The organism is Streptomyces sp. NPDC045998 (genome assembly GCF_056430285.1).
The window spans coordinates 329,817-352,802 of sequence record NZ_JBWKLJ010000008.1; the positions used below are offsets into that span (position 1 = coordinate 329,817).

The 22,986-nt window shown below is 74.4% G+C and carries 21 protein-coding genes and 1 pseudogene; 8 read left to right on the forward strand and 14 right to left on the reverse strand.

Annotation, left to right across the window (positions count from 1 at the left end):
• Positions 1-33 precede the first annotated feature (33 nt).
• Positions 34-2,241 carry a radical SAM/SPASM protein FxsBH, inactivated beta-hydroxylase extension form gene (fxsBH, locus tag AC07FJ_RS24770; RefSeq protein ID WP_479051477.1) on the reverse strand — a complete coding sequence of 736 codons (2,208 nt, stop codon included), beginning with the start codon at positions 2,239-2,241 and terminating at the stop codon, positions 34-36.
• A gap of 41 nt (positions 2,242-2,282) precedes the next feature.
• Positions 2,283-2,429, reverse strand: coding sequence for an FxSxx-COOH cyclophane-containing RiPP peptide (gene fxsA / locus AC07FJ_RS24775; protein ID WP_479051478.1), 147 nt, complete (start codon positions 2,427-2,429; stop codon positions 2,283-2,285).
• Positions 2,430-2,678: 249 nt separating this feature from the next.
• Between fxsA and AC07FJ_RS24780 the strand changes: the two genes are divergently transcribed.
• A complete protein-coding gene (locus AC07FJ_RS24780) occupies positions 2,679-3,578 on the forward strand; it encodes a DUF4231 domain-containing protein (RefSeq protein WP_479051479.1) in 900 nt (299 codons plus the stop codon).
• Between the two features lie 9 nt (positions 3,579-3,587).
• On the opposite strand, the gene AC07FJ_RS24785 is transcribed toward AC07FJ_RS24780, so the two are convergent.
• From AC07FJ_RS24785 to AC07FJ_RS24800, 4 genes and pseudogenes are all read right to left on the reverse strand, one after another.
• On the reverse strand, positions 3,588-4,067 hold the full coding sequence (locus tag AC07FJ_RS24785; protein WP_468289264.1) for a hypothetical protein: 480 nt from the start codon (positions 4,065-4,067) through the stop codon (positions 3,588-3,590).
• Between the two features lie 138 nt (positions 4,068-4,205).
• Positions 4,206-5,108 carry a S1 family peptidase gene (locus tag AC07FJ_RS24790; RefSeq protein WP_479051480.1) on the reverse strand — a complete coding sequence of 301 codons (903 nt, stop codon included), beginning with the start codon at positions 5,106-5,108 and terminating at the stop codon, positions 4,206-4,208.
• Between the two features lie 173 nt (positions 5,109-5,281).
• Positions 5,282-5,664, reverse strand: a pseudogene (locus tag AC07FJ_RS24795) (DUF1684 domain-containing protein); the annotation flags it as partial.
• A gap of 136 nt (positions 5,665-5,800) precedes the next feature.
• Positions 5,801-7,105 (reverse strand): DUF5685 family protein, encoded by a 1,305-nt coding sequence (locus tag AC07FJ_RS24800; protein ID WP_479051481.1) that lies wholly within the window; start codon positions 7,103-7,105, stop codon positions 5,801-5,803.
• 296 nt (positions 7,106-7,401) lie between these two features.
• Here AC07FJ_RS24800 and AC07FJ_RS24805 point away from each other — a divergent pair, with 296 nt between their 5' ends.
• A complete protein-coding gene (locus AC07FJ_RS24805; RefSeq protein ID WP_479051482.1) occupies positions 7,402-7,836 on the forward strand; it encodes a cell division protein SepF in 435 nt (144 codons plus the stop codon).
• Between the two features lie 12 nt (positions 7,837-7,848).
• Here the strand turns inward: AC07FJ_RS24805 and AC07FJ_RS24810 are convergent, their stop codons facing one another.
• Positions 7,849-9,039 (reverse strand): acyl-CoA dehydrogenase family protein, encoded by a 1,191-nt coding sequence (locus tag AC07FJ_RS24810; protein WP_479051483.1) that lies wholly within the window; start codon positions 9,037-9,039, stop codon positions 7,849-7,851.
• Positions 9,040-9,152: 113 nt separating this feature from the next.
• Positions 9,153-10,865 carry an MFS transporter gene (locus AC07FJ_RS24815; protein ID WP_479051484.1) on the reverse strand — a complete coding sequence of 571 codons (1,713 nt, stop codon included), beginning with the start codon at positions 10,863-10,865 and terminating at the stop codon, positions 9,153-9,155.
• A 411-nt stretch (positions 10,866-11,276) separates the two neighbouring features.
• Between AC07FJ_RS24815 and AC07FJ_RS24820 the strand changes: the two genes are divergently transcribed.
• Positions 11,277-12,356: a phosphatase PAP2 family protein gene (locus AC07FJ_RS24820; RefSeq protein WP_479051485.1), complete on the forward strand. Its 1,080-nt coding sequence runs from the start codon at positions 11,277-11,279 to the stop codon at positions 12,354-12,356.
• A 73-nt stretch (positions 12,357-12,429) separates the two neighbouring features.
• On the opposite strand, the gene AC07FJ_RS24825 is transcribed toward AC07FJ_RS24820, so the two are convergent.
• The 5 genes from AC07FJ_RS24825 to AC07FJ_RS24845 form a co-directional block, all read right to left on the reverse strand.
• Positions 12,430-12,645, reverse strand: coding sequence for an I78 family peptidase inhibitor (locus AC07FJ_RS24825; RefSeq protein WP_361421817.1), 216 nt, complete (start codon positions 12,643-12,645; stop codon positions 12,430-12,432).
• A 273-nt stretch (positions 12,646-12,918) separates the two neighbouring features.
• Positions 12,919-13,713 carry a hypothetical protein gene (locus AC07FJ_RS24830; RefSeq protein ID WP_479051486.1) on the reverse strand — a complete coding sequence of 265 codons (795 nt, stop codon included), beginning with the start codon at positions 13,711-13,713 and terminating at the stop codon, positions 12,919-12,921.
• Complete coding sequence (locus AC07FJ_RS24835; protein ID WP_479051487.1) at positions 13,710-14,993, reverse strand: glycosyltransferase family 4 protein; 1,284 nt, start codon at positions 14,991-14,993, stop codon at positions 13,710-13,712. The genes AC07FJ_RS24830 and AC07FJ_RS24835 overlap by 4 nt, the downstream gene beginning before the upstream one ends.
• Before the next feature lie 163 nt (positions 14,994-15,156).
• Entirely contained in the window at positions 15,157-16,452 is a 1,296-nt protein-coding gene (locus AC07FJ_RS24840; protein WP_479051488.1) for an ABC transporter substrate-binding protein, read from the reverse strand.
• Positions 16,427-16,966: an MTB12 C-terminal domain-containing protein gene (locus AC07FJ_RS24845; RefSeq protein WP_479051489.1), complete on the reverse strand. Its 540-nt coding sequence runs from the start codon at positions 16,964-16,966 to the stop codon at positions 16,427-16,429. The genes AC07FJ_RS24840 and AC07FJ_RS24845 overlap by 26 nt, the downstream gene beginning before the upstream one ends.
• Before the next feature lie 93 nt (positions 16,967-17,059).
• On the opposite strand from AC07FJ_RS24845, the gene AC07FJ_RS24850 reads away from it, so the two are divergent.
• Genes AC07FJ_RS24850 through AC07FJ_RS24860 form a run of 3 tightly spaced genes read left to right on the forward strand, consistent with a single transcriptional unit; the run spans position 17,060 to position 20,979 of the window.
• Positions 17,060-17,476 (forward strand): hypothetical protein, encoded by a 417-nt coding sequence (locus tag AC07FJ_RS24850; protein ID WP_479051490.1) that lies wholly within the window; start codon positions 17,060-17,062, stop codon positions 17,474-17,476.
• A gap of 3 nt (positions 17,477-17,479) precedes the next feature.
• A complete protein-coding gene (locus tag AC07FJ_RS24855; RefSeq protein WP_479051491.1) occupies positions 17,480-20,281 on the forward strand; it encodes an ABC transporter permease subunit in 2,802 nt (933 codons plus the stop codon).
• Positions 20,278-20,979 carry an ATP-binding cassette domain-containing protein gene (locus AC07FJ_RS24860; RefSeq protein ID WP_479051492.1) on the forward strand — a complete coding sequence of 234 codons (702 nt, stop codon included), beginning with the start codon at positions 20,278-20,280 and terminating at the stop codon, positions 20,977-20,979. The genes AC07FJ_RS24855 and AC07FJ_RS24860 overlap by 4 nt, the downstream gene beginning before the upstream one ends.
• On the opposite strand, the gene AC07FJ_RS24865 is transcribed toward AC07FJ_RS24860, so the two are convergent.
• Positions 20,921-21,490: a transglycosylase family protein gene (locus AC07FJ_RS24865; RefSeq protein ID WP_479051493.1), complete on the reverse strand. Its 570-nt coding sequence runs from the start codon at positions 21,488-21,490 to the stop codon at positions 20,921-20,923. The two genes, AC07FJ_RS24860 and AC07FJ_RS24865, sit on opposite strands and share 59 nt — an antisense overlap.
• Before the next feature lie 141 nt (positions 21,491-21,631).
• On the opposite strand from AC07FJ_RS24865, the gene AC07FJ_RS24870 reads away from it, so the two are divergent.
• Both AC07FJ_RS24870 and AC07FJ_RS24875 read left to right on the forward strand, forming a co-directional pair.
• Entirely contained in the window at positions 21,632-22,441 is an 810-nt protein-coding gene (locus tag AC07FJ_RS24870) for a hypothetical protein (protein WP_479051494.1), read from the forward strand.
• A gap of 59 nt (positions 22,442-22,500) precedes the next feature.
• Entirely contained in the window at positions 22,501-22,851 is a 351-nt protein-coding gene (locus tag AC07FJ_RS24875) for a hypothetical protein (protein WP_468289224.1), read from the forward strand.
• Positions 22,852-22,986: the final 135 nt, after the last annotated feature.

Consider the following 22,986-nt stretch of genomic DNA (forward strand, 5'->3'; position numbering starts at 1 on the left):
CACGACGTTCAGTCAATCAACGCCGCTTTTCAGTCATCCGCGGCCACGGCGCAGCTCTTCCCGTAGGGCGGCCACCAGCGCTTTGCCGCTGACGGTGAGCTCGGCGGCGCCTTCGAGCCGGTCCAGGGCCCGCTCGGCGTGCGCGGCGTGGACCGGGTGGCCGGGTTCGTACGCCGCGAGACCGGTGCGTTCGTACGCCCCGGCGAGCAGCGCGGAGACCGGGACCGGCGCCTCCTGCCAGGGCGCGGGGTGGCTCCAGGCGCCGTCCAGGGCGTAGAGGTCCGTCACGTCGAGCAGCGCCCGCAGCGTGGCGCGCCGGAAGCCGCGCAGCAGCGCCCGGGCCAGCTCGCCGGGGCCGCCCCGCAGCGGCAGGCCGAGCGCGCCGTAGCCGTGCCGGCCCACGCGGGGCGCGGTCCCGGTGAGCGGGGTCAGGGTGGTCAGCCGGGCGGCGGCCTCGGCGGCCTGGCCGGGTACGGCGTCCCGCAGCAGCCCCCAGGCTGCCTCCAGACGCGCGCTCCAGTCGGCGGCGTCGGCGGCGGTGAGCCGCCCGGTGGCGGGGGCGGCGAAGCGGTCGCGGTACGGGTCGAGGTCGTCGAGCGCGCGGCCGTCGGCCTGGTGGCGCCGCACGGGGAGCCAGCGGGGGCCCTCCTCGCCGAGCCGTTCGACGCGCTGCTCGGCCCCGCCGGCCCGCACAACGAAGCCGTCCCCGGTCGCCCGCACCTCCGCGGTGCCGGCGGCGGGCACGGTGAGCACGCCGAGCGTGGGCAGGTGCAGCGGGCCGCCCGGGTGCGGGACGCGGACCGGGGCGTCGACCCGGCCGCGTACGGCCGCGGCGGCGACGTACCGCGGCAGCTGCCGGGCGAGGGCGGGCGCGGTGGGGCGGTCCTCGTGGAGGGCGTCGAGGCAGTCGAGGAGCCAGGTGCGGGTGTAGGGGTGGGCCAGCACCTCGTCGAGGCCGTCGGAGCGCCGCTCGACGGTGGTGGCGAGCTCCCAGGCCTCGGCCCACGGCTCGCCGCCGCGCCCGTCGAGGCGGCTGTGCAGCTCGGCGAGGAGGACGCGGGTCAGGTCGTGCTGTTCGGCGGCGAGGGCGGCCGGGTCGGTCACGGCGGGGGACGCCGTACGCGCCGCCGTGCGGTCCTCGATGCCGCGCACCAGGGCCTCGAGGTCGGCGCAGTAGACGGAGGGGTTGGCGAAGCCGGTGCCGTCCGCGCGGTAGCGGTGGGTGTAGAGCCCGCCGCCGCAGGAGCGGACCACGGGGCAGTCGCGGCAGGTGGCGCTCACCCCGGCGAGCCCGAGCTGGCGGACACGCACGCCGGGGTGGGCGGCGACCTCGTCGAAGGAGTGCCGGTAGACGTCGAAGCCGGTGGCGGCGGCGCCGTCGTAGGCGCTCTTGAGGGAGTCGACCTGTTCGAGGGTGCCGTCGGTCTCCACCACGACGAGGTCGGTGGGGGCGAGGCCGAGCGATTCGGTGAGGCTGGGGCCGCCGCCGAGGGTGGAGAGCACCGACTCGAAGAGCCGCACGGGCACGGGCCTGCCCTGCCGGTCCCACCGGTCGAAGGCGGTGAGGATCCAGTCGGCGTACGCGGTGGGAGAGCCGTCCGGGCGGGGCGGCGGGTTCTGCCAGGTGGCGTGCGGCAGCAGGAAGTCGATGCGCGGCGGTTCGAGCGCGGCCAGCGCGTCGTAGACGGCGACGGGGTCGTTGGCCACGTCGATGGTGCAGAGCAGCCCGAGGTCGAGGTGGCGGTAGCGCTCCTGGCGCAGCAGGCCGACGGCCTTGAGGACGAGGGGGTGGCTGGAGCGGCCGTCGGCGAAGCGACGGTGGCGGTCGTTGGCGGCCTTGTCGCCGTCGAGGGAGATGCCCACGCGGACGCCGTACTCGGCGAAGAGGTCGAGGTAGCGGGGGCCGAGCTGGAGGCCGTTGGTGTGGATGCGCAGGTCGAGCGCGGTGTGCGGGCCGAGCGTCCGGGTCAGTTCCTCGCAGACGCGCCGCAGCCGGGCCGGCCCCGCCAGCAGCGGCTCCCCTCCGTGCAGGATCACTGTCACGGAGGGCAGGGCATGTTCCTTCGCATGCTCGGCCAGTCGCAGAGCTGTCCAGGAAATCGCCTCGTCAGAGATCGCCTTAGGGCGGGTACGCCAGCTCTGATCAGCGTGTTCGTACACATAGCAGTGGTCGCATGCGAGATCGCACCTGCTGTGCACTTTCAGAACGATCTCACGGAAAGGGACCAGCGGTCCGGTCATTCCGCCAGTTTAGAGCTACTTCAGGGCTGTTTTCGGCCGCTTCAGAGCGCGGAGTTGAACGTCGCCCCGCGTCCGGTACGGTCACCGATGGCGGGCAGCACCCGGTTGATCTTCTTGGCCGCTTCCGCCGCCCGGACGTCGATCTCGGCGAGCGGAACACGATTCTTCTTCGCGACAGCGAATGTCATAGAGGTCTGAAAGCTCACGGCGGCCGTCCTTGGGCATATGTGGCGATCTGAGGGGAACCGCACCGTTGCAGTGTCGGCGGCACGACTTTACTCTCGTGGCCACCCACGGCAAATCAGCGCGAACACATGAAGGAAATGCGTTGCGCCAGTATTCCCCGACCTCCCCGGAACGATCCATTCCACCGAAAGAGTGACACAAAACCGCAGACGGGGGTGCGTATGACCGGGTATCAGGGTCCACTGCAGAGCATGGTCTTCCGGAACGAGGATCTGCCGGCGCTGTTCCACCGGGCGGACGAGACGGCCATCGCCCGGCAGCGCGAGGCGGTGAGGGACACCCGGATGCAGCTGCTCCTGCTGGTGCTCGGCGCCTGCCTGGCGGCGATGCCCGGCGGCTGGCGGATCGGAGACACCTTCCAACTGGCGGGCGCGCTCAGCGCGTTGGCGTACGCCGGCGTACTCCTGGCCGGCTACCGCGCCTCCAGGCGCCGCGCGAAGTCGCATTGGCAACTGAACCGGTCCGCCGCCGAGTTCATCAAGTCGATGTGCTGGAGGTACGCGGTCCACGGCGCGCCCTTCGACGCCGACTCCCGCGACCCGGAGGGGGAGTTCCTCCTGCGCCTGGAGGAGGGGCTCGCCGAGCTGCGCAAGGTCGGCTGGCTGGACCCCCGGGAGCAGGGGCACGACCCCGGAGCCGAACTCATCACCCCGGCCATGCGGATGCTGCGCGACAAACCCTTCCGGGTGCGCAAGGAGACGTACGTACGGGACCGGCTGATCGAGCAGCGCAACTGGTACCACCGGCGGACGGAGGTCTCCCGGCGGGCCACGGCCCTGTGGCGGGCGAGCACCGCCGTGCTCACCCTCGTCGCCTTCCTCCTCGGGCTTTTCCAGACCTTCTCGGCCGGCGGGTCGGCCGTGCTCGCGGGCCTGCTGTCCGCCACGGCGGCCGCCGGTGTCGCGTGGAGCGAGATCCGCCGCCACCAGCCGCTCATCGCCGCGCACTCGCTGGTGGAGGAGGACCTCGCGGCCATCCACACCGCGATGGAGACGACGGTCGGCGAGGACAGGTGGCCGGCGGCGGTGTACGAGACCGAGCGCATCGTCTCGCCGCAGCACACGGACTGGCTGGTGCAGCACCGCAGGTAGGCCGGGCCCTCAGGGGCGCTCGACGCCCGCGCGCCAGATGACCGTCACCGGTTTCCCCAGCTCGCGGGCGTAGCGCACGATGTCCCCCGTACCGCCCAGGCCGCGCGCCGGGCGGCCGTCCCAGACCGCGAGCAGCCGGTCGCAGTGGTCGGCGATGTACGTGCCGGCCGCGTAGTACGCCTCGTCGGTGGAGTGCGGGAACGCCATCCGGACCTCCCGCGTGGCGCGCTTCCTCAGGCCCCGGTAGCGGGCCAGTTCGGCGTCGTCCGCGAAGCCGTCCTCGTAGTCCCCGCTGGGGATGACGGCGACCAGCTCGGCCCCGCAGGCCAGCGCGATGTCGGCGAAGAGCTGGTCCGCCCCGGTGGCGAGGCTGGAGAGCGCCTCCAGGGCGCCGTCGTGCCCCAGGAACGCGGCCCGCATCGCGGCACGGACATGGGCGTGGAGCTCGTCGGGGATGTCCCTGTGGCCGGTCACTCCGATGCGCTTCATCCGCCCCCGCTCCCTGTGCCCGACCGTTCTCACATCCCCTCGAATGTGGACGACCGCGGGCAGTGCGTCGAGTCCCCCGGCCGGATTCCGGCCGGGGGACTCACCGAGCTCACACGGAAGGGTGGTTCGGTCTACGGGTCAGTAGACGCTGACCCCGTACGCGCTCAGCGCCTCGGTGACCGGCTGGAAGAAGGTCGTCCCGCCGGAGGAGCAGTTGCCGCTGCCGCCGGAGGTGAGGCCGATGGCGCGGCTGCCGGAGTAGAGCGGGCCGCCGCTGTCGCCGGGCTCGGCGCACACGTTCGTCCGGATCATGCCGTAGACCACGTCGCCGCCGCCGTAGTTGACCGTGGCGTTCAGGCCGGTGACGGAGCCGCTGTGGGTGCCGGTGGTGGACCCGCGGCGCGTGACGGACATGCCGACGGTGGCGTTGGCGGCGCTGGTGATGTCCACGCTGCCGACGGTGCCGGACTTGGTGATGGAGCTGTTGGTGTAGCGGACGATCCCGTAGTCGTTGTTCGGGAAGCTGGACCCGGACGTGGACCCGAGCACCGTGGTGCGGCCGGAGTTGGCGTACCAGGTGCCCACGCCGTCGGTGCAGTGCCCGGCGGTGAGGAAGTAGTACGCGCCCGCGCTGTCGCGGACGTTGAACCCGAGGGAGCAGCGCGAGTTGCTGGAGTAGATGGCGTCGCCGCCGGAGATGAGCTTGGTGAACTTGCCCGGGGTGCGCTCGATGCGCAGGGCACCGGCGTTGGCGCCGGCTTCGCGCTTGATCTTCGCGATCTCGTCCTGGGAGACGGTCGAGTCGGCGGTCACGACCAGGGTGTTGGTCTTGCTGTCGACGTGCCAGGCGGTGCCCGGTACGTCGGCTTCCAGCACGGCGGAGCCTGCGGCGGACAGGTCGGACGCGCTGTAGGTCCGGGGAGAGTCCGCGTTCGCGGCGGGGACCGCGAGGGCGGCGGCGGAGACCAGACCGACGGAGACGGCGAGCAGACGGGTGCGTCTGGCTATGCCGTCGCGGGGGGTGGTGCGCTTGATCCTCACTTACGTTCCTCCGAGGGAATCGGGGGCCCGCCGTGGGGTGTCGGGCCCGTGAGGCGCAGCCAGGGTTTCCTACGCGTTCGGATTGCGAACACGTCGTGCCCCTGACAAGCGCTGCTCCGGGAGTATTCGCGGGATCAACTACCGCGCGCAAGGGTGTCTTTCGGCCGTCCCGATCAGTGCGGCAGGACGTTCCGCTCGCCCGCGCGGACCGGGACGGAAAGGGTGTTGCCGGGCGGCGGAAGGGCGGATGAAGTGCTCGGCGAAGGCGCACGGCGGTGGCGGCGCACGGTTGAAGTCGACCGGAACGCTGCCGTCCGGCCCGGGGGTGGGCGGCTGCGGGAAGCGGAAGCGGTACGAGTCCCGGCCACGGGTGGCGTCGGCGAAGACCGCCCCCAGCGAGCCGCCGCCCGCAGCGTGTGCGTGGCGCCGCCGAGCACGAAAGCGAGCCCCCCGGCCAGGGCCGGCGGAGGCGGACGCCGCGCTCCTCTCCGTACGGACGGAAGGGTCGCCGTACGACCCAGCACGGGTCGTACGGCGTGGCCTCGACGCCCTGGAACGGGGGCGGGGCCCGTCGACGGTGAGGCCGCCGACGGCGGTGGCGGTCAGCGGGACGTGGTCGCCTGCGTCCCGCCCCGCACCCGGGACGGCCGGAATTCGACCTTCCGGGTGGTCGGCGCGCTCCAGAGGGGTCGTCAGCAGCCGTCGCAGGGGCAGCAGCAGTCGCAGCTTCCGACGTTGCAGTCGCAGTCGCGGCAGCACCCCTCGCGCTTCTTGCGCGACCAGGGACCCTCGTACTCCTTGGCGCAGCAGATCTGGCAGGTGCAGAAGAGCCAGGTGAAGGCCGCGCACCCGGCCAGGAAGCCGCGGGGCGGCTTGGGCCGGGAGGGCTCCGCGCCGCCGGGCCCGCCGCCGAAGCCGGGCGGCATGCCGCTGCCGGGGCCACCGGGGTACCCGCCGCCGTACGGTCCCTGGCCGCCACCCTGGTGCGGCCCGCCCTGGTAGGGCCCGCCCTGGTGCGGACCAGGCTGGTGCGGACCGGGCTGGTAGGGGCCGCCGGGCTGCCCGCCGTACGGGTTGGGCGCGCCGTACGGGTTGGGCTGGCCGTACGGGTTGGGCGCGCCGTGCCCCTGGTGCGAGCAGGTCGCCGTCCCGAACGCCCGGTCCACCGACCGGCGCAGCTCGTGGGCGAGCAGCACGTGCAGCAGCTTGTCGTCCGCGAACTCCGCGTCCCGCAGGGCCAGCCGGATCCCGTGCAGCGCGTCGTCCGCGAGGCGCCGTGCCTCGGCGAGCGGCGTGCCGGTGGCGGTGAGGGGGTTCCAGGCGCCGGAGGCGGCGTCGGCCTCGCGGTCCTCGACGGCGTCGAGGAGGTGCGCGAGGCGTCCGAAGAGCCGGCCCGCCTCGGCCAGCGGCTCGGCGTTCGACGGCCTGCCCGCGAGGACGGCGGTGTGCGCGAAGGCCGCGGCGGTGGCGGTCTCCGTGGGCTCGGTGATCGCGAGCAGCGGCGTACCGGGGCCGGCCAGCGCCTCGATGCCGGTCTGCCGGTCCACCGCGTCGACCAGGACCGCCGTGTCGAAGCCGAGCGCGCGGCCGGCCCTCGCGCCGGCCCGGTCCCAGCCCCGGGCGACGCGCCGCGCGGCGGCGGCCATCGGGCGGCGGGCCAGCAGCCCGTCCCGGTCGGCGACATGGTCCCGTACCTTCGCCGAGGCGAGCACCAGCGAGACGGCGGCGGCCAGCCGCGCGCCCTCGCCCCGCGCGACCGGGGCGGTGCGCATCGCGCGCAGCGGGCAGGGCCCTGCGGTGCGGCGTGCGGCAGGGTCGCGCTCGGCCTGAGCCTCCGTCAGGACGGAGATGATGAGGCCGTCGTAGTTGGTGGCGACCCGGGCGACCTGCCCGTGATCCGCCCTCAGGGCCAGGCAGAGGCCGCAGAGATGGGCCATCCACTCCGTCTTGAGCCCGTCGGTGAGTCTGTGCGTGCAGGGCCTGACGATTCCGAACACGTGCTTTTCCCGCTCCCCCGTGTGTTGTGCGACTGTGCGGCGGGCATCGTATCGGCCTGATCCGTTCACCCGTACGTCCGCTCGCTCACCCATCCGGCCCGAATGTCATATATGAGTTGCGGAAGCCCTCCTTCAGGGGCCGTATGCCCGCAGAATCTTGACGAATCGCCACATCCTCTGCACCAGTACCGTCACGAATCGCCTGCGCGGCGACTATCCACTTGGCGCGCGATCCGCATGATGGTCGACGATAGGGATAGCGGAACCACAAGTGACCGCGACGAAAGGAGGCGTCCATGGGATCGGTGCGCAAGGCGAGTGCATGGCTCGGTCTCGTCGAGGACAACGACGAGCGTTACTACGACGACGAGTACGCCGGGAGCGACCGCGGCGGCGACGCCTGGGTGACCGACCCGCGGGTGCGGGTCGCCTCCGAGACCGCGCAGGAGGAGGGCCGCCGCATCGCCACGGTCTCCCCGGACGGCTTCCGGGACGCCCGGGCGATCGGCGAGCTCTTCCGGGACGGCGTGCCGGTCATCATGAACCTCACCGCCATGGAGCCCGCCGACGCCAAGCGCGTGGTCGACTTCGCGGCCGGCCTGACCTTCGGGCTGCGCGGCTCGATCGAGCGCGTGGCGACCCGGGTCTTCCTGCTGACGCCCGCGAACACGGAGATCGTCAACGGCGAGGCCGGGTCGCGCACCGAGGACGGCTTCTTCAACCAGAGCTAGGGCGAGGCCCGCTTACCGGAAGGCGTCGAGCCCGGTGAGCGCCTTGCCCAGCACCAGCTGGTGCATCTCCACGGTGCCCTCGTAGGTGAGCACCGATTCCAGGTTGGTGGCGTGCCGCATGACGGGGTATTCGAGCGAGATCCCGTTGGCGCCCAGGATGGTGCGCGAGGTGCGGCAGATCTCGATCGCCTCCCGTACGTTGTTCAGCTTGCCGAAGCTGACCTGCTCGGGGCGGAGCTTCCCGGCGTCCAGCCGGCGCCCGAGGTGGTGGGCGAGCAGGACCCCCTTGTGGAGCTCCACGGCCATGTCGGCGAGTTTGGCCTGGGTGAGCTGGAAGCCGCCGATGGGCTTGCCGAACTGCTCGCGGGTCTTCGCGTACTCCAGCGCCGCCTCGAACGACGAGCGCGCGGCGCCCATGGCGCCCCACACGATGCCGTAACGGGCGTGGCTCAGACAGCTGAGCGGCCCCTTCAGCCCGGTGACGCCCGGCAGCACCGCGTCGGCCGGGAGCCGTACGTCGTCCATGACCAGCTCGCTGGTGACGCTCGCGCGCAGCGACCACTTGTGGGTGATCTCCGGCGCCGAGAAGCCGGGGGTGTCCGTCGGGACGGCGAAGCCGCGGATGCCGTCGTCGGTCTGCGCCCAGACGACGGCGACCCCGGCGACCGAGCCGTTGGTGATCCACATCTTGCGGCCGTTGAGGACCCAGTCGCCGCCGTCCTTCTTGGCGTACGTCCGCATCGCGGCCGGATCGGAGCCGTGGTCGGGCTCGGTCAGGCCGAAGCAGCCGATCGTCTCGCCCGCCGCCATCGACGGCAGCCAGCGCTGCTTCTGCTCCTCGGAACCGAAGCGGTGGATGGCGTACATGGCGAGGGAGCCCTGGACCGAGACCAGGGAGCGGATGCCGGAGTCGGCGGCCTCCAGCTCCAGGCAGGCCAGTCCGTACTGGACGGCGCTCGCGCCCGCGCAGCCGTACCCCTCCAGCGACATGCCGAGCGCGCCGAGGGAGCCGAGCTCGCGGGCCAGCTCGCGGATGCCGGGCAGCTCGCCCTTCTCGTACCACTCCGCGATGTGCGGCAGCACCCGGTCGGCGGCCCAGCCGCGGACGGTGTCGCGGATGGCGAGGTCCTCGGGTTCGAGGAGGTCGTCGATGCCGAGGGGGTCGCTGGGGTCGAAGGGCGGGAGCTTCGCGGGTGCGGACACGACGGGACCTCCGGAGGGCCGGCCACTAAAACTAACGCCGTTAGGTACGGCTCGGCGCCGACGTTACGACGCGGTGTGCGGCGGCGTCCAGCCCCGGCCGCCCCGGCGCGGGCTCAGTGTGCCGTACGCCCGGACCTGGCCGGCTCCGCGGGCTCGCGCCGCGCGGGCACGTGCAGCAGCTCGCGCTCCTGCGACGGCGCCGGGCGGGCGCCGGGCACGGTGTCCGGGCGGCCCTCCGGCTCGGGCGCGGGCTCGGGCGCACCGCCGAGGCGGGCGTCGAGGTCCGCCTGCGACTCCATGACGCGCGGCAGGCGCAGCGCCATCGCGGCGCCCGCGAGCAGCAGCCCCGCGCTGACGACGAGCGTGACGTGCAGGCCGTGCACGAAGGAGTGCCGGGCGGCGGTGCGCAGGGCCTCGCCCGCCGCGCCGCCGAGCTGGGCGGCCACCTGGTACGCCTCGCCCAGCGAGTTGGCCGCCGCGGCGCCGGCGGCCTCGGGCACGCCCGGCACCCGCGCCAGGCCGGGCGCGTACGCGGCGTTCATGACGCTGCCGAGGAGCGCGATGCCCATGCCGGCGCCGAGCTGGTAGGAGGTCTCGCCGATGGCCGCCGCGCCGCCCGCGCTGTGCGCCGGCGCCTCGCTGAGCATCGACTCGTACGCGCCGAAGAGCGTGGTCTGCAGGCCGAAGCCGAGCAGCACGAAGCCGGCCGTGAGCAGCAGCGGGCGGTCCTGGTGCCCCATGAGCACCAGCAGCAGCACGGCGCCGGCCGTGAGGACGAAGCCCCAGCCGACCATCCGGCGCGGGCCGACGCGGCGCAGCGTGTACGAGCCGGTGGCCCCGGCGGCCATCGCGGCGAAGGTGAGCGGCAGCAGCCGCAGCCCGGTCTCGACGGGGCTGAGCTCCAGCACCAGCTGGAGGTACTGGACGGCGATCAGCTCCAGGCCGACCAGCGCGAGCATGGCCAGCACGATGCAGCCGACGGACGTGGTGAAGGCGGCGCGCGAGAACATCCGCATGTCGATCAACGGGTGCGGCCGGCGCCTCTGCCGCCGTACGAACAGCACCAGCAGCGCGGCGCCCACGAGCAGCGGCCCGACCGTCCCCGGGCTCAGCGGCGAGTCGTCACCGGCGCCGAGCCGCTTGACGCCGAGGACCACGCCCATGACGCCGGCCGCTGCCATGAGCGCGCCGAGGACGTCCCAGGGGCCGTCGCCGCTGCCCTTGGACTCGGGCAGGAGCCAGCGGCCGGCGGGCAGGATCACCGCCATCAGCGGGATGTTGATCAGGAAGACCGAGCCCCACCAGAAGTGCTCCAGCAGGAAGCCGCCGAGCACCGGACCGGTCGCCGCGCCCACGGCGGCGACGGCGGTCCAGACGCCGATCGCGGTGGCGCGCTCGCGCCGGTCGGGGAAGACCGCGCGGAGGATCGACAGCGTCGCCGGCATGATCATGGCGCCGCCGATGCCCAGCAGGGCGCGCGCGGCGATCAGCACGTTCGGTGTCTCGGCGAACGCCGCGACCGCCGAGGCCACGCCGAACAGTCCGTAACCGGCCAGCAGGACCCTGCGCCGCCCGAGCCGGTCACCGAGCGTGCCGAAGAGGATCAGCAGCGAGGCGCACACCAGCGGATAGGCGTCCACCATCCACAGCAGAGCGGTGGAGCTGGGGCGCAGGTCCTCGGTGACGGCGGGCACGGCGACGTGCAGCACGGTCGCGTCGAGCGCGACGAGCAGCAGGCTGACGCAGAGGACGAACAGGACGACCCAGCGGTTGGCACCGCCGCCGGCGGCACGGAGCCGTGCCGAGGCCGTGGTCGTCCCGAGCATGTACGTACCTCCCACAGATGAATCCCTCGCGCTCGGTGGGCACTGGCCGGGGGGAGGGACGCCCCCGGACGGCCCGGCATCGACGGGCGAGTGAGCCGTCAGCGTACGCGAGTCGGGGCGGGTGGCGCGTGGTCCACCTCTCACCGGGGCGCGCGCGGGCGTGTGGCGTACGCCACTCGGGGCGCGCGGCGCGCCGGGGTGAATTCCGGGCGACCGTACTCCGCGCGATTTTCCGCACCCGCCGATCGACGTTCCCGCGGGGGCCTCGGGCGTAAATACGACACACGACCTGCACGCTTTATGGATAAGCATGGAATAAGCAGGTGGCTGAGACACACTCCACATCACATCGTCATCACGAAGAGACCGGATCGGCCTGAACGGCCCCTCACTCGCTGTAACGTCGATTGGGTGCGTACCGACATCTTCGCCCGGCTGGACCGGGAGCCGGAACCGCCGAAGATTGAGATCCCGCGGATGAGCCGCACCCGTCTCGCCCTCTTCGGCGGGACGGCGGCGTTCTATCTCGCGATCGTGGTGGCCGTGCTCGTCTCGTCGTGGCTCGTGACCCTCGACTGGAAGGTCATGCTGTTCCGGCCGTATCAGCAGTGGCCGGAGGTGCACGCGACGCTCGACTACTTCGTGGTGCTCGGCCAGCGCGGCCCGACCGCGGTGATGGTGGCGGCCTGGCTGGGCTGGCGCTCCTGGCGCCAGCACACGCTGCGGCCGCTGCTGGTGCTGGGCGCCGCGCTGCTGCTGCTGAACGTCACGGTCGGCGCGGTCAAGATCGGTCTGGGCAGGCTCGGGCCCCATTACGCGACGCAGATCGGCTCGGCCGAGCTGTTCGCGGGCGGCGATATATTCCCTTCCGGACACACCGCCAACGCGGTCGTGACCTGGGGAATCCTCTCCTACCTGGCCACCACGCCGCGGGCCCGGCGCCATCTGTCGGCGCTGTCGGCCGTGGTCGCCCTCGGTGTCGGCCTGACCACCGTCTACCTCGGTACGCACTGGCTGAGCGATGTGCTGCTGGGCTGGGCCGCCGGTCTGCTGATCCTGCTGGCGCTGCCGTGGTGCGAGCCGCTGATCGCCCGCGCCGAGGCGCTGATCCTCGGGGCGCGCGACCGGCTGCGCGCGTCCCTGCGGGCCCGGCGGCGCCGGGTGCCGTCGGTGCCGGTGGCGGCGGGCGGGCCGCGGCCCGCGATGTTCCCGCAGCGCGCGGGCGCGGGCACGGTGGCCGCACCGGTCGACGAGGAGCCGGTCGCGGAGCCGGAGCCCGTCGGCGCGGGCGCGGGACCGGAGCCGGTGGGTGCGGGCGCGGGCCCTTCGGCGGGGGCCTCGGCAGGCGGCCGTGCGGCGAGCGTCCGGGCCACGCTGGCCCAGCCGCGGCCGCACGCGGTGGTGCGCTCGGAGCGGACGCCGGTCACGCCGGCCGGCAGCCGCAGGCCGCCGCACGCGCGGCCGCACGACGGGCGGCTGACGGGCGGCTGACCCGTGTGACGTGTACGGCGAAGGCCCCGGCCGCTGATGCGGCCGGGGCCTTCGCGTACGCGCGGACGGGGCGTCAGCCCACCCAGCAGCGGGTGACCGTGTGGTCGTCCACCTCGAAGTTGATCCGGCCCGCGAGGAACTCCATGGTGATGATCGCGCCGGGCGGCAGCGAGCGGACCGTCGTCCAGCCACGGGAGCGGGCCACCTGCTCGGCGTCGCGCTCGTCGAGGCCCACGTAGGACTCGGGGGTGTCGTCGGGCTGTGCGGGAGGGGTCGGAATCGGTGCCATGCCCTTCACCGTAGGCGGCGCCGCACAGTGACGGAAGCGGGGCCGCCCGGCCCCACCAGACACATGTCCCCCACCGGTCACGCTTCTGTCACAGAACCACGACACATGTTTGGGGGGAATTCTTCACCCCCCGGGATGCCGTTCCTGCCGGATTGTTCCGGATGACGCACACCGCCTCACCAGGCCGCGCAGCCGAATTCCCGAAGCCCCCGATTTACCTTTCGGCATATCACCCGGAAATCGCCGTGGCAGGGAAATGGGCGCCTTCGCGCGTCACGCCGACACGCGCACGCACAGGGTGTTGTCGGTCGTGTAGCAGGGCGCCGCCCGGTAGCCCTCGCCCCGGTGCGCGGGGTAGACGAAGACGTTCTTGCGGTCCCAGACGTCGTCGAGGATCCGCGAGACGCGCACCGCCTCGGCGTCCGCGTCGGGACGCAGCCACAGCTCCCACAGCAGCTGCCCCTCGGCCGGGGGCTCCACGGCGAGGGGCGCGTAGGGCAGGGTGAAGGCGAAGGCGCCCTTCTCGCCGGCGGCCGGCACCCGGTGCACCCGCTCCCCCAGCCGCGCCTCGGCGACCGCGCCGGGGCCGAGGTCGGCCCCGTACAGCGTGCCCTCGACCGTGCAGGCGGCCTCGCCGAAGGAGAGGTCGCCGGCCTCGGCGTGCGGGCCGCGCACCCAGCTCCGCACGGCGAGGCACCCGTCGGCCGTCGGGTACGGGATGCGGACCTCGACCGGGCCCTCCTCGTCGGGGACGCGGTCGACGAGCGCGCGCAGGTCCCGGATGCCGGGCTCCACCGGCCGCTCGCCCAGGTACACGTCCCAGCGGCCCTCGGCGAGCCCCATGGTGCTGGGCAGCACGGCCCGCAGACGGCCCGCGCTCGCCGGGGTGAGCGGCAGCCGGGCCTCCTCGGCCGGGCCGCCGCCGCGCCCGCGCCGGCGCAGGAGGAGGACCGGCTCGGCGGTGTCGACGACCGCGATGTCGAAGGTGATGCCGCCGGCGGCGTCCGCGACGCAGTCCGCGCGCGGCGGCTCGCCGGGCGCGGGGGCCGGGGTCGTGGTGTCGGTCATGCGGGCTTCCCCTTCCGGAGCACGTCGGCGGCCTTGTAGCGCACGGTGAACGCGGCGTCGAGGACCGCGCCGCGGGTGCGGTGCAGCAGGTCGCGCACCCGGCTGCGGGAGCGGCCGTTGGCGCCCCGGGCGACCAGCTCGGCGAAGATCGCCTCGTGGCGCTCGGCGATGGCGGCCGGGTCGAAGCGCCGGGAGGCCGCCAGCGCGGCCTCACCGGTGCGGCGGCGCAGCTCGTCGTCCTGGATCAGGGCGAGCAGCGCGCCCGCGATGGCGTCCACGTCCCCGACGGGCACGAGCCGTCCGTCGACGCCGTCCTCGATGATCTCGCCGGGGCCGTGCGGGCAGTCGGTGGAGACCACCGGCAGGCCGCAGCGCATGGCCTCGACGATCGTCATGCCGAAGGCTTCGAGGCGGGAGGTGACGGCCGCGATGGAGCCCTTGACCCACTCGGGCTCCAGCGGGTTCGCCGGGCCCATCAGGTAGACGTGGTTGTGCAGGCCGCGCTCCTCGATGAGGGCGCGCAGCGCGTTCTTCTCGTTGCCGGTCGCGTCGCCGGAGCCGTAGATCCGCAGCCGCCAGTCGGGGCGGGCGGCGGCCACCTTGGCGAACGCCTCGATCAGCACGTCGTACCGCTTGACCCGGGTGAGGCGGCCGGCGGCGACGACCCACTTGGCGGTGGTGTCGGAGGGTTCGACGGACGGCGCCGGGACGCTGTTGGGGACGGCGTCGATGCGTACGCCGGGCAGCTTCAGCTTGGCGCGGTAGGAGCGGGCGTCGGCCTCGGTGACGGTGGTGACGGCGTCGAGCAGGGCGTAGCGGTGGCCGATCTCGCGGCGCAGCCGGTAGCCGTGGCTGTCGAGGGTGAGGTGCTCCTGGCCGACGCGGACGGGGCCGCGGCGGGCCTGGCGGGCGATGTGCACGTTGAGGCCCGGGCGGGTACCGACGACGACGTCGGCCTCCAGGCTCCTCAGATGGGCGCCGATGCGGGCGTCGGTGAGGCGGCTGTACTGCTTCCAGCGGCCGTCGCCGCGCGGGAAGACCGTGGCGGGCCGCCGGTAGTCGGGGTGGTCGCCGTCGTACGTGGGGCTCTTCTTGCGCAGGTCGACCAGGTGCTTCATGGTCACGCCGGCGGGGGCGTCCAGCGTCGGCTCCTCGCGGTGGCGGAAGACGGACACGATCTCGACGTCGTGCCGCTCGGCCAGGGCCGCGGCGAGGTTGAACGTCGTGCGGATCGTGCCGCCGATCCCGTACGCGTTGTGGAGCAGGAATGAGATGTGCATCGCGTCGCCGCGTCCCCCAGGTCCAGCAGTTTCGGATGGTCGTCAGGCATGGACTGTACTTGGGATTGAGGACGCGGTTTTCGGCACGCGGTTCAGGGCGCGGGTCGGCCGCCCCGGTCGGCGGGCCCAGAAAGGCGGGCCCGGCCCGGGCCGGGGCGCGGGTTCAGGGCCGGTAGCCGAGCTGGGGGACGGTGGCGCAGTTGCGCTCCATGTCGCCGCCCTGGGTGACCCAGCCGCGGCCGTCCTGCCAGCGGGCGACGGACAGGCAGGTGCGGCTGGTCTTCGGCGGCTCGGGGAGCCGCCGGAAGACGGCGGGCAGGAGCAGCCCGCGGGCGGTGTACCCCTCGGGCCGGTCGAGGAACCGCTCGACGCACGCCCGCGTGAGGCCCGCCCCGGCGCACGAGCGGGCCGCGTCCGTGAACCACATGGCGGCGGCCCACCCCTCCAGCGCCCACTGGGAGAGCGGCCGGTCCCCCATGGCGTCGCGGAACTCCCGTACCGCCGGGTGGGACGTCTCGTCGTGGTTGCGGCTGGCGCCGGTCGCCCACAGGGCGTTGCGGCAGCGCGGGGCGTCCTCGAAGTCGCGCGGCACGCCCTCGTTCCAGTTCTGGACGTTGGTGACCTTGGCGGTGACGCGTACGCCGACGGCGTCCATCGCCTCGCACAGCCGCGCGTTGCCGTGCGTGTCCAGGGCGTCGAAGACGACGTCGACGCCCTGTTCGCGCAGGTCGGCGGCGACGGCCCGGTAGTTGGGCAGCGCGAAGTCGACCTGCGCGCCGACGACCCGGTACCCCTCGGTCCGCAGGCCCCGCTCCACGTAGGCCGCGTACCGGGCGGAGTCCGCCTGGTTGTACGCGACGACGGCCGCGGTGCGGGCGCCGAGCTCGCGCTTGAACCAGCGGTAGACCTCGGTGCCGCCGTACAGGACGCCGCCCCAGCCGGGTTCGCCGGTGCGCGGGGCGGAGCTGCCGTAGATGCCGTACAGGTGCGGATACGTGTCGTACGCCGGGCCGATGGGCTGGCCGCCGATGTCGGGGACGCCGGCGGCGGCGACGCGCGGGGCACCGGCGTAGTCGAAGGCGGTGGTGGCGACGAGGGCGAAGACCTTCGCCTCGTCGACGAGTTCGTGGACGCACTCGTTGTTGCCGACGCCGCTGCCGCCGTCGTCGCAGGTGAGCACCTCGACGCGGCGGCCGTCGAGGCCGCCGCGCGCGTTGAGGGCGGCGAAGTACGCCTGGGCGCCGTCGCGGGGCCCGGTGAACGCGGCGCCGCCCACGGGGCTGGTGGCGCTGGTGATGATGCCGATGCGGATCGGGGGGCCGTCGGCCGTCGGGGCGGGGCGCCGCGCGGTGAAGTCGCTCTCCGGCAGGCGGCTGCCGCAGGCGGCGCTCAGCAGCAGGGCGAACAGCAGGAGCGCCGTCGGCAGCAGGGAATCAGCAGCCCGGCACGGCTGTCGCATCGGGGCTGAGCTTGACCAGCGCGCACAGCGTCTTCACGGACACCTTCCAGGTGTCCTGCTGGTGCACGGCGGTGCCCTTGGAGTTGGACAGCGCCGGGGTGCCGCCGACCATCAGGTCGTAGGTGACGTCGGCCCGGGTCGCCGAGGTGAAGGCGACGTCGTCGACGCTGGCGGACGTCTGCGCGGCCTGCGGGTTGGCCGCGAAGGCCTGGAGCACGGGCCGCATCCGGTCGCCGTTCTCCAGCAGCTTGACCTTCTCGTCGAGCGGCGTCTTCGGGTTGAAGAAGGCCGCCCAGTTCTTCTCGATCTGCTGCCGGGCCGCGGTCGGGTCCGCGGGCTGGTCGCCGGTCGGCGAGGCCGCCGTCGCGGTGGGGGTCGGGGACCTCCCCGCGTCGCCGTTGCCGTTGCCGTCGCCGCAGGCCGCGGCGGTCGGCACCAAGACCAGGACCGCGGCGGCCGCCAGGGCCGCCGTGCGGGGGTGCCTGCGCAGGCTCGTACGCGTGGTGGGGACCATATGGCTCACCGCCGGTTTCCGGGGTCTGTGCCTTTTTTGTCCTTCTTGGGCATAGTGCAAGGAATCGCCCTCTCTCGCCAGCGGAGGCCCGTGATGCCGACATCGCGACTGCTGTGGTGGGGCGGGGCCGTGGTCGTCGCGGTGGGCGCGGTGCTGTGCGTGGCGGGCTGGTACGGGGTGTCGGGCGAGCGGTTCGCGGAACGGCAGATCCCCTACCTGGCGTCGTGCACCGTGCCGGGGGCGGCGCTGATCGTGGCGGGCACGGTGCTGCTGGGCGCGGTGGCGCCGGGCGGGCCCGGGCCGCGGCACGGCACACCGGAAGCGGGCCCCGGCCCGGAGGAGCCCCCGGCCACGGACGACCGGCCCTCGTCGGACGCTCCGCCGCTGCGGGTCCCGGGCGGGACGCTGGCCCACCGCCCGGACTGCCCCCTGGTCGCGGGCCGGGCGGACGCGGTCCCCGTCGGGGACGCCCGGCTGGACCCCTGCCCGGTGTGCGATCCCGAGAGCTGACCCGTGTCCTCGCTGACGTACGAACTCTTCCTCGCCGGTCTCGCGGTCGGCGGCGCGGCGGCCCTGACCGGCATCGGCCTGCTCGTCACGTACCGGGCGACGGGCGTGCTGAACCTCGCGCACGGCGCGGTCGCCATGGTCTGCGCGTACGTGCTGCGGCAGCTGGTGGTCGAGTGGGGCTGGCCGCTGCCGCTCGCCGCGTGCGTGACGCTGCTGCTGGTCGGGCCCGGTATCGGGCTGGTGCTGGACCGGGTGGTGTTCCGCCCGGCGGCGGTGCTCGGCTCGGACCCGGCGACGACGCTGGTGGCCTCGATCGGCGTGTTCGTGCTGCTCGTCGGCGCGGCGGCGCTGCTGTGGGGCGGCGGGGCGCGGGACGACGCGCCGGTGCTGCTCGGCGACGACCCGTGGCTGCACCTCGGGGCGGCCGTCCTGCTGGCGGCCGCGGTGGGGGCGGCGACCCGCTGGACGCGCCTGGGGCGGGAGCTGCGGGCGGTGGTCGACAACCGGGAGCTGGCGGCTCTGGGCGGCATCGACGCGGACCGGATGTCGGCGGTGGGCTGGGCGTTCGGGTCGTTCACGGCGGGCCTGACGGGAGTGCTGCTCGCGCCGTACGTACGGCTCGACCCGTACGGGCTGCCGCTGCTGGTCGTCGAGGTGATCGCGGTGGCGGTGGTGGCCCGGATGCGGAGCCTGCCGGTGGCGGTGGTGACGGCGCTGGCCATCGGTGTGGGGCAGGCGCAGCTGACCCGCTTCCACCCCGCGGGCTGGCCCGGTCCGCTGGTCCAGGCCGTCGCCGCGAACCTCTTCGTCGTCGCCCTGCTGGTCGCCGCGCTGGTCCTGCCGGGCGTGGGGGCGCGCGACGCCCTGCCGCGCGCCTCGACGGCGGGGGCCCGGGTGCCACCGGGGGTGTGGGGGGTGGCGGGCGTGCTGTTCCTGCTGCCGCTCGGCTTCGCGGGCACGGACCTGCACACGGCGATCCAGGTCCCGGCGCTCGCCGTGATCCTGCTGTCCCTGGTGGTCGTCACCGGCCGGGGCGGCCAGATCTCGCTGGGCCAGGCGGCGTACGCGGGCCTGGGCGCGCTGTTCACGGCGCTGCTGGCGGCGGGCCGCTTCCCCGGCCTGCCCCGGCTGCCGGAGCTCACCGCGCTGGTGGTGGCCATCGTCCTGGTCGCCCCACTGGGCCTGCTGACGGGGTGGCCGGCGATCCGCCGCCGCGGGCTCGCCCTGGCGCTGGCGACGCTGGCGGTCGGCGTCGCGGTGAGCCGCTTCGTCCTCGCGCAGCCGTACGCGACGGCGGGCCTGGCCCCGGCGCGCCCGGCGGGCTTCGCGTCGGACCGCGCCTACTACGCCCTGGAGCTGGTGCTCCTGACATCCGCCCTGCTCCTGGTGGCCGCCATGCGCCGGGGCCGTACGGGCAGGGCGCTGGCGGCGCTGCGCGACCACGAGGCGGGCGCGTCGGCCGCGGGCGTCCCGGTCCCCGCCCTGAAGGTCCTCGCCTTCGTGGCGGGCGCGGCCCTCGCGGCCCTGGGCGGCGGGCTGCTGACCATGGGCCTGCGGGCCTTCGACCCGGCGGCGTACGACCCGGTGCGGGGCCTGCTCTGGTTCGCGGCCGTCCTGGTCCTGGGCGCGGACAGCCTCCTCTCCCCGCTGGCCGCCGCGGCCCTCCTGGTGGGCCTCGACGCGGGCGCCCGGGGCGGCGCGGCGGCGGCCCTGATCGGCCTCCTGGCCGCCCTGACGTCCCGCGTCCCACCGCTGATGTCGCTGCTGCCGTCCGCCCCTCGCCGCCAGGCACGACCCGAGGGCGTCCCCCGGGCCCCGGCACGGGCCCACGCGGGCCACCGCCCCGCCGACACCCCTCGCGCACCCGCCGAGGGCGGCCACCCATCCGCGGCCGGGCCCCAGGGCGGCCCCGCGCCTGTCCAGGCGGGCCACCAGCCCGCCGACACCCCTCGCGCACCCGCCGAGGGCGGCCACGCGCCCCCGACCGGGCCCCGCAGCGGCCCCGCAGTCGCCGACGGGGGGCAACCCCGGCCAGGGGACCCGCACCCGAAGCGCCGGCCCGCACGGGCGGTGCGGGTGGGAACCCCCGGCCCGGCCGGAGGCCGGGCGCACCCCCACCGGCCCGCACCGGGCCACGGCGCGCAACCACCCACCCAACGGCCCCGCGGCCTCGCGGCCCACCACCTCACCCTCCGCTACGCCGGAGGCGTGCCCGCCCTCGACCACGTCACCCTCCGTCTCCCGCCCGGCCGCCTCACCGCCCTCGTCGGGCCCAACGGCGCGGGCAAGAGCACCCTCTTCCACTGCCTCGCCGGTACCGCGCGCCCCGGTTCCGGCCGCGTCACCCTCGACGGCGTCGACATCACCGCGCGCCCCGCCCACGCCCGTACCCGCCTGGGCATCGCCCGGACGTTCCAGGAGCTCGCGGTCTTCGCGTCGCTCACCGTCGAGGAGAACGTCCGCGTCGGCGCGGAACACGGCCGCGTCCGCGACCCGCGCCACGTCGAGCAGACCCTCCGCCTGCTGGGCCTCACCGCCGTACGGCACGTGCCCGCCGCCGGGCTGGCGACCGGCACCCTGCGCCGCGTCGAGGTGGCCCGCGCCCTCGCGGGGCGGCCGCACACGCTGCTGCTGGACGAACCCGCCGCGGGGCTCGACGCCACCGAGACCGCCGCACTCGCCCGCGTACTGAAGGCGCTGGCCGCCGACGGCATGGCGGTCCTCGTCGTCGAACACGACCTCGACCTGGTCGCGGACGTCGCGGACGCGGTCCACGTCATGGAGGCGGGGCGGATCGTGTCATGAGCATCGAGATGCGACTCCGCGCCGCCCGCGTGCGCTACGGCCCCCTGGAGGCCCTGCACGGCATCGACCTGCCCGTCCCCGCCGCCGCCCTCACCGTGCTCCTCGGCCGCAACGGCTCCGGCCGTACGACGGTGCTGCGGGCCCTCGCCGGCGCGGTGCCGCTCTCCGCCGGGCGCGTCCTGTGGCGCGGCGCCGACGTCACCCGCCTGCGCGCCCACGACCGTGCGCGCCGCGGCCTGTGCTTCGTACCGGACCGGGGCGCCGTGTACCCGGGCCTCACCGTCGCCGAGAACCTCGGGCTCGCCGCCCCTCACAGCCCGGCCGCGCCGGCCCTCGACGCGTACCCGGAACTGCGCCCGCTGCTCGACCGCCGCGCCGGTACGCTCTCGGGCGGCGAGCGGCGGATGCTCGCGCTCTCCCGCGTGGTGCTGTCGGGCGCCCGTGTCGTCCTCGTCGACGAGCCGGCCCTCGGCCTGTCCCCGCCGGTCGCGGCGCGCACGTACGCGCTGCTGGCGGAGCTGGCGGGCACCGTCGCCGTCGTCGTGGCCGAGCAGCGCCTTCCGCCCGGCCTGCCGCCGGGCACGCTCGTGCACGAACTGCGCCGCGGCGCGCTCGCCTTCAGCGGTCAGGCGGCGGAGCTCACTCCGGGAGGGACAGCATCATCCCCGGGCGGATCCGGTTCGGATCGGCCCCGATGACGGTCTGGTTCGCCTTGTGGAGGGCCTTCCAGCCGCCCTTCACCTTGAACCGCCGCGCGACGGCGGACAGCGTGTCGCCGGGCTGGACCACGTGCGCGCGTCCGGACAGGCCGTACCGCTTCGAACACGTCGGCCAGGCGCCCCAGCCCTGCTCGCGGAGGACCTCCTCCGCGACCGTGATCTGCTGCTGACGGCTCGCCAGGTCGGCGCGCTGGGCGTACTTCAGCCCGCCGTACGCCTCCCACGTGGACTGCTTGAACTGCAGCCCGCCGTAGTAGCCGTTGCCGGTGTTGAGGTGCCAGCGGCCGCCGCTCTCGCATTCGGCGACGCACCCCCAGGGCCACTGGTCGGTGGCGCAGTCGGCGAGCGGGGACGCGGGCCCCGGCCCGGGCCGGGGCGGCGGCGGATGGTGGCCGGCGGCCACCGCGGCACCCGCGCCCGCCCCGGCACCCTGCATGAGCAGCACCGCCGCCGGCACCACGACCGACGGCCAGAAACGGTTCTTCAGCACCGGCCCACGCTAGGCACCGCCCCGCCCCGCACCCGCGCCGCCGCGCGCGTGACCCCGGCCCCGGTTCACCCGTTGAGCTCTTCATGAGACGAGCCGGGAACCGCCCGGCCTCGAACCGCACACGACTCCGAGGAGCCACCCGTGCCGCGCATGCTCGACGTCAGCGAGGACGTACGCGCCGAGATCGGCGACGAAGAAGCCGACCGGCTGCTCGCCGGCGAGAACGCCCCGGGCAGCTACGACTGCACCTCCTGCCGCACCTCGGGCGACTCCGAGCAGGAACGCACCAGCACCGTACTGTTCGTCGGCGAGGAGACCGCCGTCCTGGCCTTCGCTCACGCCACCTGCATCCCCTCCCAGGTCGTGAAGGTCGCCGAGGAGCAGCTCCAGGGCGCCGTCCGGTCCATCACCGGCGCCCCGGCGCCCGCCGCCGCCCCCGCCGTCTCCGTACCGGCCCAGTCCCCCGCGCCCGCCGGCGAGCAGGCGGTCCTCGGGGTCACCAGCGGTCTCGTCCTGATCGACGGCGAGCTGCACCCGGCGCTGGTCGTCGAACCGACCGCGCCCATCGCCCGCCCCGGCTCCACCGCCGGCGTCGACGAGTTCCTGCCGCTGCTGATGGAGCACGGCTTCCTCCCGGTCACCGACGTCAACCAGAAGCCGGGCCCGCTGCACGGCTGGTCGGTGCTCCTCGCCATGGGCCAGCTGCACGCCATCCTCCAGCCGGGTACGGCCGGGGGCGGCCCGGTCGCCTGGTGGCAGGCGCACCAGCCGCTCCAGGTCACGGAGGGCTGGAGGGCCGCGGCGAACAAGTCGCACACGGTCCTCGTCTTCGCCGCGCCGGTCGGCTCCATCGGCCAGCAGCCGCGCGAGGACCTGCTGCGCGACGCGCTGGAGAAGGCGTCGGCCGACGGACGCCTGGTGGCCGCCGCGCTGCCGCTGGCGGGCACGTGACCGCGAGGCACGTCACGGCGAGGCCGCATCCGACGGGCGGCGAGGTCGTTGGCACCTACGTGCACGCATACGAGCCCTCCCGCTACGAGTCCGCCCGCTACGGGTCCTCCCGCCAGCCGTACCACCAGATCCCCGCGATGCGCCCGTCGCAGGACGGTACGTCCGGCGCCTCGGCCACGCCGATCTACGACGCGCTGTACTCCGAGTACCTGCGGACGTTCAGGACGCTTCCGGGTGACCGCAGCGGCGAGGAGGACCTGGGCTTCCGGTCCTTCGCCGCGGTGGCGGGGGCGCAGCGCCCGATGAGCGCGACCACGACCACGACGGCGTACACGGGGATGTGGCAGCGGCAGCACCACCCCGTCCACGTCCCGGCGGCGCTGCCACCGGCGCGCAGGGGCGGCCTGTGATACGCGCCCATGACGACGGCGGGGGCGGAGGGGGAGCCCTTTTTCCGTCCCCCCCCTCGTTCCGTGCCTCTGTGTGTTGCTCATTCTTCCTGCCCCACCTCTCCCGCACCCACACCAAAACGTGGGTTGATGTGT

Excerpts from the sequence above, each read along its gene's own strand:
- fxsBH (WP_479051477.1), bottom strand. The coding sequence starts at position 2,241 with ATGACCGGACCGCTGGTCCCTTTCCGTGAGATCGTTCTGAAAGTGCAC.
- fxsA (WP_479051478.1), bottom strand. The coding sequence starts at position 2,429 with ATGACATTCGCTGTCGCGAAGAAGAATCGTGTTCCGCTCGCCGAGATC.
- AC07FJ_RS24780 (WP_479051479.1), top strand. The coding sequence starts at position 2,679 with ATGGTCTTCCGGAACGAGGATCTGCCGGCGCTGTTCCACCGGGCGGAC.
- AC07FJ_RS24785 (WP_468289264.1), bottom strand. The coding sequence starts at position 4,067 with ATGAAGCGCATCGGAGTGACCGGCCACAGGGACATCCCCGACGAGCTC.
- AC07FJ_RS24805 (WP_479051482.1), top strand. The coding sequence starts at position 7,402 with ATGGGATCGGTGCGCAAGGCGAGTGCATGGCTCGGTCTCGTCGAGGAC.
- AC07FJ_RS24815 (WP_479051484.1), bottom strand. The coding sequence starts at position 10,865 with ATGCTCGGGACGACCACGGCCTCGGCACGGCTCCGTGCCGCCGGCGGC.
- AC07FJ_RS24825 (WP_361421817.1), bottom strand. The coding sequence starts at position 12,645 with ATGGCACCGATTCCGACCCCTCCCGCACAGCCCGACGACACCCCCGAG.
- AC07FJ_RS24830 (WP_479051486.1), bottom strand. The coding sequence starts at position 13,713 with ATGACCGACACCACGACCCCGGCCCCCGCGCCCGGCGAGCCGCCGCGC.
- AC07FJ_RS24835 (WP_479051487.1), bottom strand. The coding sequence starts at position 14,993 with ATGCACATCTCATTCCTGCTCCACAACGCGTACGGGATCGGCGGCACG.
- AC07FJ_RS24840 (WP_479051488.1), bottom strand. The coding sequence starts at position 16,452 with ATGCGACAGCCGTGCCGGGCTGCTGATTCCCTGCTGCCGACGGCGCTC.
- AC07FJ_RS24845 (WP_479051489.1), bottom strand. The coding sequence starts at position 16,966 with ATGGTCCCCACCACGCGTACGAGCCTGCGCAGGCACCCCCGCACGGCG.
- AC07FJ_RS24850 (WP_479051490.1), top strand. The coding sequence starts at position 17,060 with ATGCCGACATCGCGACTGCTGTGGTGGGGCGGGGCCGTGGTCGTCGCG.
- AC07FJ_RS24860 (WP_479051492.1), top strand. The coding sequence starts at position 20,278 with ATGAGCATCGAGATGCGACTCCGCGCCGCCCGCGTGCGCTACGGCCCC.